Raw genomic sequence first — 13,485 nt, forward strand, 5'->3', positions numbered from 1 at the left:
GCCCTCTAGATTTCGAGTGAGCCGACGAAGCGGTCCAGCCGCGAGACGACCTGCCGCAGCACCCCGACCGACCCCACGGGATCATCCGCCAGCTCAAGGGAGTGGTCCGCCGAGGGCACTTCCAGGACCTCGTGCCCCACCGACCCGGCGACCTGCCGATCCCACAGCTTGTCGGCGCTCCCGCCGACAAGGAGCGTCGGCGCTTCGGATCGGCGGAGGGAGCGCGCCACCTGGTCGAGGGTCAGGACGGGCGTCAGCCAGGCCGCCGCCATCCTCCGATCGGCCGCGATGCCACAGGCGAGCGAGCCCAAGGACTTGCCGACCAGCAGGCGGCAGGCCTCCCCCTCGGCGGCGACGGCCCCGCCGACCTGCCGCTCGACCCAGGCGATCCGGTCGTCCACGGTCAGCTGGGGAAGGTCGTGCGGGGCCTGCCACCACAACTCCTGCACCGTCCAACCGTGGTGGAGCAGTACGGCACGGGCGAAGTGGAGCAGCGGCCTGGCGGGCGAGTAGCCGCCCCCGGGGATGACGAGTGCGACACGGTCGGGGTCGCCGTCGAAACGGGTGGGGAGCGCGAGGGGGGAGGGAGCAGGCATGCCGGCAGGCTACCCAGCGACGGGGAGCCTGCAACGGCGAGTCGGCGGGCCGGTTCGGGGACCGGTTCGGGGGCGGTTCGGGGGCGGTTCGGGGGGCGGTCAGCGGCCGATGAAGTTCTTGTCGATGAGCAGTTGCAGGACGTCGGTGTGGAAGTCGGGGAAGTCCATCGGGACGATGCCGAAGTGGGCGGGCTGCTGGCGGCGGGCGTTCAGGTAGTCGCGGACGGGGGGCACGATGGCGGCCGCGTTGACCTTGGGCCAGCCGCCGTTGGCGTAGCTGGTGAAGTTCACGTACATCCGCGGGGAGCCCTGGTCGAGGAAGGCCCGGTCGAACCAGTCGGTGACGGCCTTGGACTTGGCGGCGAGGCTGATGCCCTGGAAGGTGTCCTGGGTGGCGAACCAGGTGTTGGTACCGCTGGACCACTGGATGACGGACCACGGGTTGGCGAAGTCGGCGGCGAGGACGACGCGGCCGCGGGCCTGGCCGAGGGTGGGCCACCAGGGGTTCGTCCAGAACAGGCCCCGGTAGCCGAGGTCGTCCAGGTAGTGGTTGATCCGGCGCTGGAACTCGGCGTCGTCGAGCCGGTTCCCGCCCGCGTACTCGTTCCTGACGCGCATGACCAGGCCCTCGCCCGGGTTGGCGGCGAGGAAGGCGCGGCACTGGTCGAGGACGTCCTGGAGGCGGACGTACTGGTAGTTGTCGCTGTGGTAGATGCCGAGTTCGTCGGCCGTCCCGGCGAGCCCGTTGCAGCGGATGTCGAGGAAGCGGATGCCGCGCTGGAGCTGTTCGGGCACGCCCCAGTTCTGGGTGTGGGACCACTCGGTGCCGTGCAGCGGGTCGGTGCAGCAGGAGTCGTGGGTGCCGGGGATCGTCAGGGCGGTCAGCGGCGTGGCGTCGTCCAGGGCACTCATCCAGGCGGACGGGCTGACGGCCGCGGCGGCGGCTTCAGCTGCCACCGCGTCCGGGCCGAACGCGGCGGCGGCCAGGAGGGCGCCACCGGCGCCGGCTCCCCAGCGCAGGACGTCACGACGGGTGGGGCTCATGCGGGCTCCTCACATCGACCTCTGGAAGGGGGAATTGTCATGCCCCCTTCCCGATCTGCTCGATGGGAGGGGCCCCGAAACCCGTGGCGCGCGGCACGAGAAATCGGCCTGGTCGACCTCCCGTGCGGCGGGTCGGTGGAATTGACCCTTCCGTGGAGATGGTTCGTCATGGGACGATCCAGGCCCGGGGGAAAGGTGAGACCTCATGACCTTCGTCATCGCGTTCCTGGTCGCGCTCGTGGCCACCATCGTCGGCACGACCGTCTTCCTGAGTCGCCGAGAGCGCGCCCGTAGCGGCCACTCGGACGACACCGCTGGACTGCTGATCGAACACCAGCGAACCACCCACGCCGCCCAGCTGCGCGGGACCTACTCCAGCCAGGCCATCCACCACGGCACCGGGCTGATCACCGACGACCTGCACAAGCACTACTCCTAGGCCCATGACCCCGGACACCGCCGCCGCCCGCCGCGCGCTCGCCGACCGGCTCGAGGCGGTCGGCGCCCTGACCAACCCGGCGCTGCGGGCGGCCGTGGAGGCCGTGCCCCGGGAGCCGTTCCTGCGGCCCGGGGTGTTCGTGCCCGCCCGGCGCCGCTGGCGGCCGGTGACCGAGCTCGGCGCCGATCCGGCGGAGTGGGTCGAACTCGCGCACAGCAACCGGCCGTTGGTCACCCAGCTCGACGGGCATCTGACCGCCGACCAGGTCTCCGCGCCCGTCCGGGGCTTCCCCACCGCCTCCACCACCGCCCCGGCCCCCACTGTCCGCATGATCGACGCCCTGGACGTCGAGGACGGGCACACCGTGTTGGAGATCGGCACCGGCGCGGGCTACTCGACGGCCCTGCTCCGCCACCTCCTCGGCGAGCGCGACGTCAGCACCGTCGAGGGCGACCCCGAGGTCACGCACGACCGGGTGATCGCCACCCACGCGGTGCGCCGCATCCCCTACGCCTGGGTCCAGCGGACCAGGCCCGGCGGCGCGATCCTGGCCACGATCGGCACCTGGCCCGAGGGCGCCGGCCTGGCCAGGGTCACCGTCGCCGCCGACGGCACCGCCGACGGCCGGTTCATCGACCGCTCCACCCTCCCTCCCGCCCGACCCGAGCCCCCGGCCGCCCGGGTCGGGGGCCTCGCGGCCCGGGCGGGGACGGCCGCGCCGACGCGGCCGGCGCACGTCTCCCCCACCCTCCTCAACGAACCGACACCGGCCCTCCTCATCCAACTCGCCTTCCCCGGAGCCAAGTTCGCCGTTTCGATCGGAGCGGACCTGGAGTCGATCCACTACCTGGCCACCCCCGAATCCGTCGCCGAGGTCGCCGACGACACCTACGGCTGGACGGTCCACCAGAGCGGCCCGGTCGCCCTGTGGGACGAGGTCGAGCGCATCCTCACCGCCTGGCAGGAGGCCGGCCGCCCCGACCTCACCGCCGTCCGCCTGCGGATCACCGACCGGGCGACCCACTACTGGGTCGACGGCCACCCCGCCCTCTGCTGGGAGCACTGCGCCACCTGACGCCCCGACAGAACATTTCCGGGAAACGGGCGATCCCCGGGACGGCGGAGCCGGCCGATGGAATGCTGTGGCTCGATCCGACCACCGCGACCACCCGGGGAGCCACCCATGCCGCTGTTCGGCAGCCGCAAGAACCTTCCGAAGCCGCTGTGCGACGAGCACGGCCCGTGCCAGGCGCTGGCGAAGATCTCGGTCTTCGAGGTCCGGGACCGGCTGCGGCTCCTGATCACCAGGAGCCGTGGCCTGGGGCCCGATCCGATGGCGCGGCAGATCGACGACGAGCTGTCGGTCGTCCTCTGCGTGGACGCCGGCAAGCGGGCCGGCAAGACCGAGGCCCTGTCGATAGCCGAACACGCCGCCGACCAGTGGAGCATCAGCCGGGCCGAGCTGTGGGAGCGGGCCTTCGCGAACCTGGCCACCGAGCAACTCAACCGGCAGGTCTTCGACGCGTCCAACGGCGACACCGTCCACACCGTCAACGGGATGGGGGCCTGGCCCGGCGCCGCCCACGCGCTGCGCCTGGAGAACGCCATCGGAGGGGGCATCGAGCTGCCCAACGGCGCTCTGGTCGCCCTGCCGACGAACAACGCGCTCTGCGCGGTGCCGATCCGCACCAGCCTGTCGCTGAACGCCATCCGCTTCCTGATCGACCTGTCGAAGGAACTGGCGGCCGCCGATCCGGCCCCGCTGACCCCGTCGCTCTTCTGGTACCGGGACGGCTGGATCGAGAACCTCAACGTCGGCTCGGACGGCATGATGCGCGTGTCGCCCCGCTTCCGGGACATGGCGAACGCGCTGCCCGCCGGCTGACCCGACCGGTCACCGAAAACCCGCTGGCCCGACGGCCCCCTTTACGTCAGAATGACGATATGAGCGAGATGCGCGTGGGGGCCTCTGCCGACGTCCGTAGCCGGGCGGAGCTGGCGGCGCTGATGGCCACCGGGGTGCGGCCGAAGTGGCTGATGTTCTGGGGGCACACCGAGCGGAAGGGCGGGGGGACGCGGCGGGAGTGCCTGAGCCAGTGGTGGCCCGGGGAGTTCACCGTCGACGGGGTCGCGTACGCGTCCGCCGAGCACTGGATGATGGCGGGGAAGGCCCGGATGTTCGGGGACGAGGCCATCGAACAGCAGGTGCTGGCGGCCCGCACGCCGGCCGAGGCGAAGAAGCTGGGGCGGCTGGTCGAGGGGTTCGACGACGCGGCCTGGACGGCCGGTCGGTTCGAGCTGGTCGTCGAGGGGAACGTCGCGAAGTTCGGCCAGGACGAGGCGCTGCGCGCCTACCTGCTGGGCACCGGCGACCGCGTTCTGGTCGAGGCCAGCCCGGTGGACCGGATCTGGGGCATCGGGCTCGCGGCCGACGACATCCGCGCCGAACGGCCCGACGAGTGGCGGGGGTTGAACCTGCTCGGCTTCGCGCTGATGGAGGCGCGGGCCCGGCTGGCCGGATGAGGGCGGTCGGCCCGGTGCTGGACGGCACGGTGGTGGCGTCGGCCGCCGCCGCGCTGGCCCTGGCGCCCGGGGTGTGGCGGCGGGAGGTCCGGCCGGGGCGCGGGGGGCGCTTCGGCCCGGAGGGGGTGCTGGCCCTGGTCGTGGCGCTCGTCTACCTGAACCAGGTGCTGTTCGCCGTGTACGTGCAGCGGGTGCGGGGCGGGAGTACGGCGTTCATCGCCCGCTACCTGCCGCCCGGGTGGTTCGACGTGCCTCGCGGCAACCCGGCGGTCGACTGGCTGGCGGCGCACTTCCCCGCGCCCGAGCTGCTCGCGCCCACCGTGCTCCGCGTCCAGGCGTTCCTCGAACTCCCGCTGGTGCTGCTGGCGTTCGCCGCCGTGCTGCGACGCCTGGACCACGGCCTCTACGTCCGGGCGGTGCGCTCGCCGCTGACCGGGCTCGCGGCCGCCTCGTACACGGTGGCGTTCTGCGCCGTGGAGTGGGACCTGCGGAATCCGTACACGGTGGACGACATCGTGCTGCGGACGGCCTCGGCGCTCGTCACACCGCCGCTGCTCGTCTGGCTGGCCTCTCGCGAACGGGCCCGGCCACCCCGCGGCCCGCTGCTGTTCACGCTCGACCTGTGGGCGTTCGGCACGCTGATGCTGACGCTGTACGACACCGCGCTGCTGTACGACCTGGCCCGGCTCGGCGACCATCTCGTCGGCGCGCTGGTCGCGTTGGCGGTCCTGGCCGCCACCCGGTTCGCGCCGTGGAGCGGCGGTCCGGCCGGGGCGCACACCACCGCGCTGACCGACACGCTCGGGCGGGCCCTCGTCCTGTTCTTCGTCCCCGCGCTGGCCGTCCGCTACGGCGTCTCCTTCGGCACCCCCGAACTGGCCGCCGCCGCGGGGCTCGTGGTGCTCCTGCCCGCGGTGCGGACGGTCCGACTGATCCCCGCCGCCCTGGTCGGAGCGGCCGTCGGGTACGCCGTCGCCGTGGTCGCACCCGGCTCGTACTACGAGGCGACCCTGCTGCGGAGCGCGACCGGCGCACTTCTCGCAACGACCGCCGTCTGCGCGCTCCTTGACACCAGTCGCGCACGACTGGACGTGCTCCCTTAACTCCCCCGCCACATAGCGACGCCAGGATGTCCCGCAGTCAGGGGAGAGATGGACGGGGTGGGGCGATCATGCGCATGCGGCCGACGGCACGAGATGCGGGCCAGGACCCGGAGGGCGAGCAGCAGGCGTACGAACTCCGGGCGGAGCTGGACGAGTTACTGCGCGCGAGCCGCTACGCGAGCCAGCGGGAGCGGCGGTTGAACGAGGCGATCCGGGCGGCGCCGGGCCGCCAGCGGCCGGACGGGGACCTGCTGCGGCAGCTGGCCCAGGCGCGCACCCTGCGCGAGGGCCTGGGCGCCCGCTGCCTCCAACTGAGCGATCGGCTGGAGGCGTTGGAGAACCGGCTGCGGAGCCGACAGTCGGAGTCGCAACCGGCCCAGGCCCCGCCGCCCCAGGACCGACCCGCCCGACCCGCCCGACCCGCCCGACCCGACATCGGCGCCCTCGCCGAGCGGGTGGCGGCCCTGCACCGCACCGGCGCCATCGCCGAGGCGACGGAGCTGCTGTCCCGGGCGGCCACCGGCCTCGATCCGGCGGACGCCGCGCTGCTGGCCGGCATGCTCTCCCGGCGCGGTCCGACGGGCGCGTCCCTGCACCTGGCCAGGAGCGCCGCGCGGTGCGCCCCCGAGCAGGCGGTGGCGATGCTGGCGGAGTTGCGCGAGCTGGGGCTGGCGGAGGAGGCGGCGGAACTGTTCCACGCGTTCTGGGGCTATCCGGCGTCGGCCCTGCCCGCCCTGCTGGCCGCGCTGGAGCGGGCCGGGCAGGGCGCGGACGGCGCGACGCTGCTGTGGGAGTGGGGTTCGGCGCCGACGCAGGAGCTGACGGCGCTGGCGACCGGCCTGCGCCGCACGGGCCGGCACGCCGACGTGCGGACGCTGCTGCGCCAGGCGGCCGGCCGGCCGACGGCGGAGCTGGCCGCGCTGGCGGCGGAGCTGCCGGCCGAGCTCGCGACCGTCCTGCTGTACGAGCTGGCGGCGCTGCGCCCGCCGGTGGAACTGGTCAAGCTGGCGGCCGCGTTGGACACCAGCCCGGAGCTGTACGGGCGGCTGCTCGCCGCGCTGCTCGCCGACGGCGCCCGGCACCGGGCGACGCTGGCCGCCCTGCGCAGCGCCGGCCTCCCGACCGAACCGGCCGCGGCCCCCCGGTCCCGCTGGGGCAGGCGGTAAGCGGGGGCGGAAACGGCGGGAACACGCGGGAGCCCCCGCCCGCCCCGGAAGGACCGGGGCGGACGAGGGCTCCAGACGGGCGGAGCCGGCTCAGCAGCCGATCAGCCGCGCGCCCAGGTACGCCTTGACCTGGTCGAGCGAGACGCGCTCCTGCGACATGGTGTCGCGGTCGCGGACGGTCACCGCGTTGTCCTCGAGGGTGTCGAAGTCGACGGTGACGCAGAACGGCGTGCCGATCTCGTCCTGGCGGCGGTAGCGCTTGCCGATGGCGCCGGCGTCGTCGAACTCGACGTTCCACGCGGTGCGCAGGTCGGCGGCGAGGCCGCGGGCCTTCGGCGAGAGGTCGGCGTTGCGCGACAGCGGCAGGACGGCGACCTTGACCGGGGCCAGGCGCGGGTCGAGCCGCATGCCGACGCGCTTCTCCATGACGCCCTTGGCGTTGGGCGCCTCGTCCTCGAAGTAGGCGTCGATCAGGAAGGCCAGCATGGCGCGGTTGAGGCCGGCCGCCGGCTCGATGACGTACGGGAAGTACCGCTCGCCGCTCTCCTGGTCGAAGTACTTGAGGTCCTGGCCGGACGCCTCGCTGTGCACCCGCAGGTCGTAGTCGGTGCGGTTGGCGACGCCCTCGAGCTCGGAGTACTCGCTGCCACCGAAGTTGAAGCGGTACTCGATGTCCACCGTGCGCTTGGCGTAGTGGGAGAGCTTCTCCTTCGGGTGCTCGAAGAAGCGCATGTTCTCGGTGCGCAGGCCCAGGTCGACGTACCAGTCCCAGCGCTGCTGGAGCCAGTACTCGTGCCACTGCTCGTCCTCGCCCGGCTTGACGAAGAACTCCATCTCCATCTGCTCGAACTCGCGGGTGCGGAAGATGAAGTTGCCGGGGGTGATCTCGTTGCGGAAGCTCTTGCCGGTCTGGGCGATGCCGAACGGCGGCTTCTTGCGCGACGTGGTCTGGACGGCCTTGAAGTTGGTGAAGATGCCCTGGGCGGTCTCGGGCCGCAGGAAGGCCAGGCCGCTGGCCTCCTCGGTGACGCCGAGGTGGGTCTTCAGCATGCCCGAGAAGTCCTTGGGCTCGGTGAACTGGCCCTTGGTGCCGCAGTCGGGGCAGTTGACGTCCTTGAGGCCGTTCGGCGGCGGGAAGCCGTGCTTGGCCTCGTACTTCTCCTCCAGGTGGTCGGCCCGGTGGCGCTTGTGGCAGGAGAGGCACTCGGTCAGCGGGTCGTTGAAGGTGGCGACGTGGCCGGAGGCCTCCCACACCTCGCGCGCGAGGATCACCGACGAGTCGAGTCCCACGACGTCCTCACGGGCCTGGACCATCGCGCGCCACCACTGGCGCTTGATGTTCTCCTTGAGTTCGACGCCCAGCGGCCCGTAGTCCCAGGCGGCACGCGTGCCGCCGTAGATCTCGCTGCAGGGGTAGACGAAGCCACGGCGCTTGCTCAGGCTGACGATCGTGTCGATCTTGTCGGCGGCCACAGTGCTCTCTTCAGTACGTACGGCACGGTCAGGGCACGGCTGGTTGCGCGTACCCGAATACCTCAGGTTACCGGCCATATGGGTACGGGGTTCAAATCGGTATCGTCCGGCCCCTCCCAGCCACGGCCACCTGCCGTTCACCCGTCCGAGTGAGTTGACAATCATTTCCAGATAAGATGAGAATGATTGTCATGATGATCGGACGACGTACCCGCAGCTCCATAGCCATCGCCGCCACCGCCCTCACCGCCTCCCTCGTCCTGACCGCCTGCGGTGGCAGCAGCAGCGCCCAGAGCGCCGACGGCAAGCTGAAGGTCGTCGCCTCCTTCTACCCGATGGAGTACCTGGCCCAGCAGATCGGCAAGGAGCACGTCGCGGTCACCGACCTCACCGCGGCCGGCGTCGAGCCGCACGACCTGGAGCTCACCGCCAAGCAGGTCGCCACCGTCCAGAAGTCCGACGCGATCATCTACCTCAAGGGCCTCCAGCCCACCGTCGACCAGGCCGTCGGCCAGTCCTCGGCCAAGTACAAGATCGACGCCACCGCCGCCAGCCCGCTCGTCGACCACCACCTCGACGAGGGCACCGAGGCCGACGGCCACCAGCACGAAGGCCCGGCCGGCGACCCGCACATCTGGCTCGACCCGACCCGCTACGCGGCGATCGCCAAGAGCGTCGGCGACGGGTTCGCCAAGGCCGACCCGGCCCACGCCGACGACTACCGCAAGAACACCGAGGACCTGGTCGGCCGGCTGACCACGCTGGACCAGGAGTTCCGGGACGGCCTGAAGGACGCCAAGTCCAGGACCTTCGTCACCAGCCACGCCGCCTTCGGCTACCTCGCCGACCACTACGGCCTCACCCAGGTCGCCATCAACGGCGTCGACCCCGAGTCCGAGCCCACCCCGGCCCGCCTCGCCGACGTACAGAAGGCCGCCAAGGACAACGGCGTCACCACGATCTTCTTCGAGACCCTGGTCAGCCCCAAGCTCGCCGACACCGTCGCCAAGGACCTCGGCCTCAAGACCGCCGTGCTGGACCCGCTGGAGGGCGTCAAGGACCCGAGCAAGGAGGACTACCTCTCGGTCATGAAGCAGAACCTGGCCAACCTCCAGGCCGCCCTCGGCGCCACCCCCGCCGCACCCGGCGCCACTCCCACCGCGACCGGCACCCCCACCAGCTGACGGGACGACAGCACCATGACCCACCCGATACCCCCGGCCGTCCGCCTCCGCGACGCCGTCGCCTCGCGCGGCGGTCGGCCGGTGCTGCGCGGCGTCGACCTCACCGTCCAGCCCGGCGAGGTGGTCGCCCTGCTCGGCGCCAACGGCTCCGGCAAGTCCACCACCGTCAAGGCCGTGATCGGCTCCGTCCCGCTGGGGCAGGGCACGCTGGAGCTGTTCGGCATCCCGTACGCCGGCTTCCGCGCCTGGCACCGGATCGGGTACGTCCCGCAGCGCACCACCGCCGCCTCCGGCGTGCCGGCCACCGTGCGCGAAGTGGTCTCCACCGGACGGCTGCCGCAGCACCGGCTGCTGCCGTTCCGCCGCCGGGACCGCGCGGCGGTGGACCGCGCGCTCGCCGCCGTCGGCATGCTGGAGCGCGCCGGGGACGGCGTCGCCGACCTGTCCGGCGGCCAGCAGCAGCGGGTGCTGATCGCCCGCGCCCTGGTCGGCACCCCCGACCTGCTGATCATGGACGAGCCGATGGCCGGCGTGGACGCCGCCAGCCAGCAGGTGCTCGCCGACACCCTGCGCGCCGAGGTCGCCCGCGGCGCCGCCGTCCTCCTCGTGCTGCACGAACTCGGGCCGCTGGAACCGCTGATCGACCGCGCCGTGGTGCTGCGGGACGGCTGCGTCGCGCACGACGGCCCGCCCGTGCCCAACACCGGCCTGCACGCGCTGCCCGGCCACGACCACGTCCACCCGCACGCCGACCACACCCCGCCGAGGCTGCTGGCATGACCGAGATGCTCTCCTACGACTTCATGCAGCGCGCCCTGCTCGCCGCCGTCCTGGTCGGGATCACCGCCCCGGCCGTCGGCATCTACCTGGTGCAGCGCCGGCAGGCCCTGATGGGCGACGGCATGGGACACGTCGCGATGACCGGCGTCGGCCTCGGCTTCATCTTCCAGACCAGCCCGGTCTGGATGGCCGTGCTGGTCTGCGTGCTCGGCGCCGTCACGATGGAACTCGTCCGCTCGCGCGGCAACCAGCGCGGCGACATCGCCCTGGCGATGCTCTTCTACGGCGGCATGGCCTGCGGCAAGCTGCTCGTCTCGCTCTCCGCCCAGGCCGGCGCCGGCTCGCTGGAGAGCTACCTGTGGGGCTCCATCCTCACCGTCGCCCCGACCGACCTGATCACCATCGCGGTGCTCGGCGCGGTGGTCGTCGCGGTCACCATCGGCCTGCGCCGACAGCTCTTCGCGATCTGCCAGGACGAGGACTTCGCCCGGGTCACCGGCCTGCCGGTGCGCACGCTCAACCTGCTGCTCGCGGTGATGGCCGCCGTCACCGTCACCGTCGCGATGCGGGTGGTCGGACTGCTGCTGGTCAGCGCCCTGATGGTGGTCCCGGTGGTCGCCGCCCAGCAGCTCACCCGGTCGTTCGCCGCCACCCAGGCGGCCTCGATCGCGCTCGGCGTGGTGGTCTCGCTGGCCGGCGTCACCGGCTCCTACCACCTCAACGTGCCCTCCGGCCCGGCCATCGTGCTGCTCGCCATCGCGGTCTTCGCGGTGTTCAGCCTGCTCGCCGCGCCGCTCGCCCGGCGGCGCCACCGCAGGGGCGTCACGGACCCCGGACCGAAGGTCTGCGACGTCGCCCTGCCGGAACAATCCCCGGGTCAATCCCCGGATCAGGTCCCGGGGCAGATCCCGGGGCAGATCCCGGGCCGCGGTTCCTCCGACGCGATCACTCCGGAGCGGGGGGCGGGGCTGGCACAATGAGGTGCGAGACGCCCACCACCCCAGGAGGACCCACGGTGACCACCGCAGGCCCGTCGCCGCGCGCCCGCTCGACCCGGCAACGTGCCGCCGTCTCGGCGGCCCTGGACGAGATCGAGGACTTCCGCAGCGCGCAGGAGCTCCACGACATGCTCAAGCACCGCGGGGACTCCGTCGGTCTGACCACGGTCTACCGCACCCTCCAGTCGCTCGCCGACGCCGGCGAGGTGGACGTGCTGCGCACCGCCGACGGCGAGGCCGTCTACCGCCGGTGCAGCAGCGGGCACCACCACCACCTGGTGTGCCGGCACTGCGGCGCCACCGTCGAGGTGGAGGGCCCGGCGGTGGAGCGCTGGGCCAACGCGGTCGCCGCGGAGCACGGGTTCAGCGACATCGCGCACACCCTGGAGATCTTCGGCACCTGCGCGGAGTGCGCCAAGAAGGCCTGAGCAGCGGAGCGGCGGTACGGCGAAGGGCCCGTGGGAGCGATTCCCACGGGCCCTTCGCCGTACCGTCAGCGCTGGGTGGGCAGGTCCAGCGCCTCGGGCACCTCGTTCGGGATCGCCCCGCCGAAGCGGCGGTCGCGCCGCGCGTACTGCTCGCAGGCGCGCCACAGGTCGCGGCGGTCGAAGTCCGGCCAGAGCACGTCCTGGAACACGAACTCGGCGTACGCGGACTGCCAGAGCAGGAAGTTGGAGGTCCGCTGCTCGCCGCTGGGGCGCAGGAACAGGTCCACGTCCGGCATGTCCGGGTGGTACATGTACTTGGCGAGGGTCTTCTCGTTGACCTTCTTCGGGTCCAGCTTCCCGGCGGCGACGTCGGCCGCGAGGGCCGCCGCGGCGTCCGCGAGTTCGGCCCGGCCACCGTAGTTGACGCACATGTAGAGCGTGACGGCGTCGTTGTCCTTGGTCTGCTCCTCGGCGACCTGGAGCTCCTGGACGACGCTCTTCCACAGCTTCGGCATCCGGCCCGCCCAGCGGACCCGCACGCCCATCGCGTCCATCTCGTCGCGGCGGCGGTGGATGACGTCCCGGTTGAAGTTCATCAGGAACTTCACCTCGTCGGGCGAGCGCTTCCAGTTCTCGGTGGAGAACGCGTACAGCGAGATGTTCTTCACGCCGAGCTCGATCGCGCCCTTGAGGACGTCCAGCACGACCGACTCGCCGACCTTGTGGCCCTCGGTGCGGGGCAGTCCACGCTCCTTGGCCCAGCGGCCGTTGCCGTCCATCACGATGGCGACGTGTTCGGGGACCAGCTCGCCGGGAATCTTCGGGGGCTGTGCGCCGCTGGGGTGCGGGGTCGGGGGGAGGTACTCCCTCTGCTTGCCGCCGCCGAAGAGCCGTCGCGCTGCCATGTGCTCACTTCTCCACGTATCTCATCGAGCGGATGCCCCGCTCCAAATGCCACTGCAGATAGGCCGCGACCAGGCCGCTGCCCTCCCGCCAGTACCTCGGCTCGCAGGAATCGGCCGTCTGCCAGTCCCCTGACAGCAGCGCCCCGAGCAGTACCAGCGTCTCAGGGGAGGGTACGGCACATCCGGGCACTCGGCAGTCCGGGCAGAGGACCCCGCCCGCGGGAAGGGAGAAGAAGCGGTTCGGCCCCTCCAGCCCGCATTTGGCGCAGTCCGTGAAGCTCGCGCCGTACCCGTTCACCGCGAGCGAGCGCAGCAGGAAGGCGTCCATCACCAGGTGCGACTCGTGCAGCCCGGCCGCCAGCGTGCGCAGGGCGCCCACCAGCAGCAGGTACTGCTGGACGGCCGGTTCGCCCTCGTTCTCGGCGAACCGCTCGGCCGTCTCCAGCATCGCCGTCCCGGCGGTGTAGCGGCCGTAGTCGGTGACGATCGAACCGCCGTACGGCGCGATCGTCTCCACCTGGGTGCACAGCGGCAACCCGCGTCCGATCAGCTCACTCCCCCGGCTGAAGAACTGCACGTCCACGTGCGAGAACGGCTCCAGACGGGCGCCGAACTTGGACTTGGTCTTGCGCACCCCGCGCGCCACCGCCCGCACCTTGCCGTGGTGCCGGGTCAGCAGGGTGATGATCCGATCGGCCTCGCCGAGCTTCTGCGCCCGCAGCACGACGCCGTCGTCCCGGAAAAGACTCATGGGAGCCATTCTCCCCCACGGCGCGCCCCGGCCGCCGACAGCCGTGTTGCCCGCACCGAGTCCGTGGGGGAGGACCGAGCGGTGCGGGTCACGGC

15 protein-coding genes are annotated in these 13,485 nt (G+C 72.2%); 10 read left to right on the top strand and 5 right to left on the bottom strand.

Annotation, left to right across the window (positions count from 1 at the left end; genetic code table 11):
- Positions 1–5: 5 nt before the first annotated feature.
- Positions 6–596 carry an alpha/beta hydrolase gene (locus tag ABT015_RS09840; RefSeq protein WP_350878195.1) on the bottom strand — a complete coding sequence of 197 codons (591 nt, stop codon included), beginning with the start codon at positions 594–596 and terminating at the stop codon, positions 6–8.
- Positions 597–695: 99 nt separating this feature from the next.
- Positions 696–1,640: a phosphatidylinositol-specific phospholipase C gene (locus tag ABT015_RS09845; protein WP_350878197.1), complete on the bottom strand. Its 945-nt coding sequence runs from the start codon at positions 1,638–1,640 to the stop codon at positions 696–698.
- Between the two features lie 205 nt (positions 1,641–1,845).
- Between ABT015_RS09845 and ABT015_RS09850 the strand changes: the two genes are divergently transcribed.
- The 6 genes from ABT015_RS09850 (at position 1,846) to ABT015_RS09875 (ending at position 6,871) form a co-directional block, all read left to right on the top strand.
- Positions 1,846–2,079, top strand: a complete 234-nt coding sequence (locus ABT015_RS09850) for a hypothetical protein (RefSeq protein ID WP_350878199.1) — start codon at positions 1,846–1,848, stop codon at positions 2,077–2,079.
- A gap of 4 nt (positions 2,080–2,083) precedes the next feature.
- A complete protein-coding gene (locus ABT015_RS09855) occupies positions 2,084–3,154 on the top strand; it encodes a methyltransferase domain-containing protein (RefSeq protein WP_350878200.1) in 1,071 nt (356 codons plus the stop codon).
- Positions 3,155–3,262: 108 nt separating this feature from the next.
- Positions 3,263–3,964 (top strand): hypothetical protein, encoded by a 702-nt coding sequence (locus ABT015_RS09860; RefSeq protein ID WP_350878201.1) that lies wholly within the window; start codon positions 3,263–3,265, stop codon positions 3,962–3,964.
- Between the two features lie 59 nt (positions 3,965–4,023).
- Positions 4,024–4,602, top strand: coding sequence for a riboflavin biosynthesis intermediates N-glycosidase (gene ybiA / locus ABT015_RS09865; RefSeq protein ID WP_502897280.1), 579 nt, complete (start codon positions 4,024–4,026; stop codon positions 4,600–4,602).
- On the top strand, positions 4,599–5,705 hold the full coding sequence (locus ABT015_RS09870; protein WP_350878202.1) for a hypothetical protein: 1,107 nt from the start codon (positions 4,599–4,601) through the stop codon (positions 5,703–5,705). Before ybiA ends, ABT015_RS09870 begins: the two co-directional genes overlap by 4 nt.
- A 68-nt stretch (positions 5,706–5,773) precedes the next feature.
- On the top strand, positions 5,774–6,871 hold the full coding sequence (locus tag ABT015_RS09875; RefSeq protein ID WP_350878203.1) for a hypothetical protein: 1,098 nt from the start codon (positions 5,774–5,776) through the stop codon (positions 6,869–6,871).
- A gap of 90 nt (positions 6,872–6,961) precedes the next feature.
- Here the strand turns inward: ABT015_RS09875 and ABT015_RS09880 are convergent, their stop codons facing one another.
- Positions 6,962–8,344, bottom strand: a complete 1,383-nt coding sequence (locus ABT015_RS09880; RefSeq protein WP_063347506.1) for a glycine--tRNA ligase — start codon at positions 8,342–8,344, stop codon at positions 6,962–6,964.
- Between the two features lie 191 nt (positions 8,345–8,535).
- Here ABT015_RS09880 and ABT015_RS09885 point away from each other — a divergent pair, with 191 nt between their 5' ends.
- Genes ABT015_RS09885 through ABT015_RS09900 form a run of 4 tightly spaced genes read left to right on the top strand, consistent with a single transcriptional unit; the run spans position 8,536 to position 11,734 of the window.
- Positions 8,536–9,528 carry a metal ABC transporter substrate-binding protein gene (locus ABT015_RS09885; protein WP_502897281.1) on the top strand — a complete coding sequence of 331 codons (993 nt, stop codon included), beginning with the start codon at positions 8,536–8,538 and terminating at the stop codon, positions 9,526–9,528.
- A 15-nt stretch (positions 9,529–9,543) separates the two neighbouring features.
- Positions 9,544–10,308: a metal ABC transporter ATP-binding protein gene (locus ABT015_RS09890; protein ID WP_350878204.1), complete on the top strand. Its 765-nt coding sequence runs from the start codon at positions 9,544–9,546 to the stop codon at positions 10,306–10,308.
- A complete protein-coding gene (locus ABT015_RS09895) occupies positions 10,305–11,288 on the top strand; it encodes a metal ABC transporter permease (protein ID WP_350878205.1) in 984 nt (327 codons plus the stop codon). The genes ABT015_RS09890 and ABT015_RS09895 overlap by 4 nt, the downstream gene beginning before the upstream one ends.
- Positions 11,289–11,323: 35 nt before the next feature.
- The gene (locus ABT015_RS09900) at positions 11,324–11,734 is read left to right on the top strand and encodes a Fur family transcriptional regulator (RefSeq protein WP_350878206.1); all 411 of its coding nucleotides are present in this window, start codon (positions 11,324–11,326) and stop codon (positions 11,732–11,734) included.
- Positions 11,735–11,799: 65 nt separating this feature from the next.
- On the opposite strand, the gene ABT015_RS09905 is transcribed toward ABT015_RS09900, so the two are convergent.
- Together ABT015_RS09905 and recO are read right to left on the bottom strand one after the other, a co-directional pair.
- Positions 11,800–12,639, bottom strand: coding sequence for an isoprenyl transferase (locus ABT015_RS09905; RefSeq protein ID WP_063347509.1), 840 nt, complete (start codon positions 12,637–12,639; stop codon positions 11,800–11,802).
- 4 nt (positions 12,640–12,643) lie between these two features.
- Positions 12,644–13,390, bottom strand: coding sequence for a DNA repair protein RecO (recO, locus tag ABT015_RS09910; protein ID WP_063347510.1), 747 nt, complete (start codon positions 13,388–13,390; stop codon positions 12,644–12,646).
- Between the last annotated feature and the right edge of the window lie 95 nt (positions 13,391–13,485).

This window comes from Kitasatospora sp. NPDC094016, from assembly GCF_040304045.1.
Lineage (GTDB): Bacteria > Actinomycetota > Actinomycetes > Streptomycetales > Streptomycetaceae > Kitasatospora.

Bases quoted from the DNA above. Each gene is read 5' to 3' on its own strand.
- ABT015_RS09840 (WP_350878195.1), bottom strand. From the start codon at position 596: ATGCCTGCTCCCTCCCCCCTCGCGCTCCCCACCCGTTTCGACGGCGAC.
- ABT015_RS09850 (WP_350878199.1), top strand. From the start codon at position 1,846: ATGACCTTCGTCATCGCGTTCCTGGTCGCGCTCGTGGCCACCATCGTC.
- ABT015_RS09870 (WP_350878202.1), top strand. From the start codon at position 4,599: ATGAGGGCGGTCGGCCCGGTGCTGGACGGCACGGTGGTGGCGTCGGCC.
- ABT015_RS09885 (WP_502897281.1), top strand. From the start codon at position 8,536: ATGATGATCGGACGACGTACCCGCAGCTCCATAGCCATCGCCGCCACC.
- recO (WP_063347510.1), bottom strand. From the start codon at position 13,390: ATGAGTCTTTTCCGGGACGACGGCGTCGTGCTGCGGGCGCAGAAGCTC.
- ABT015_RS09875 (WP_350878203.1), top strand. From the start codon at position 5,774: ATGCGCATGCGGCCGACGGCACGAGATGCGGGCCAGGACCCGGAGGGC.
- ybiA (WP_502897280.1), top strand. From the start codon at position 4,024: ATGAGCGAGATGCGCGTGGGGGCCTCTGCCGACGTCCGTAGCCGGGCG.
- ABT015_RS09860 (WP_350878201.1), top strand. From the start codon at position 3,263: ATGCCGCTGTTCGGCAGCCGCAAGAACCTTCCGAAGCCGCTGTGCGAC.
- ABT015_RS09890 (WP_350878204.1), top strand. From the start codon at position 9,544: ATGACCCACCCGATACCCCCGGCCGTCCGCCTCCGCGACGCCGTCGCC.
- ABT015_RS09905 (WP_063347509.1), bottom strand. From the start codon at position 12,639: ATGGCAGCGCGACGGCTCTTCGGCGGCGGCAAGCAGAGGGAGTACCTC.
- ABT015_RS09895 (WP_350878205.1), top strand. From the start codon at position 10,305: ATGACCGAGATGCTCTCCTACGACTTCATGCAGCGCGCCCTGCTCGCC.
- ABT015_RS09845 (WP_350878197.1), bottom strand. From the start codon at position 1,640: ATGAGCCCCACCCGTCGTGACGTCCTGCGCTGGGGAGCCGGCGCCGGT.
- ABT015_RS09855 (WP_350878200.1), top strand. From the start codon at position 2,084: ATGACCCCGGACACCGCCGCCGCCCGCCGCGCGCTCGCCGACCGGCTC.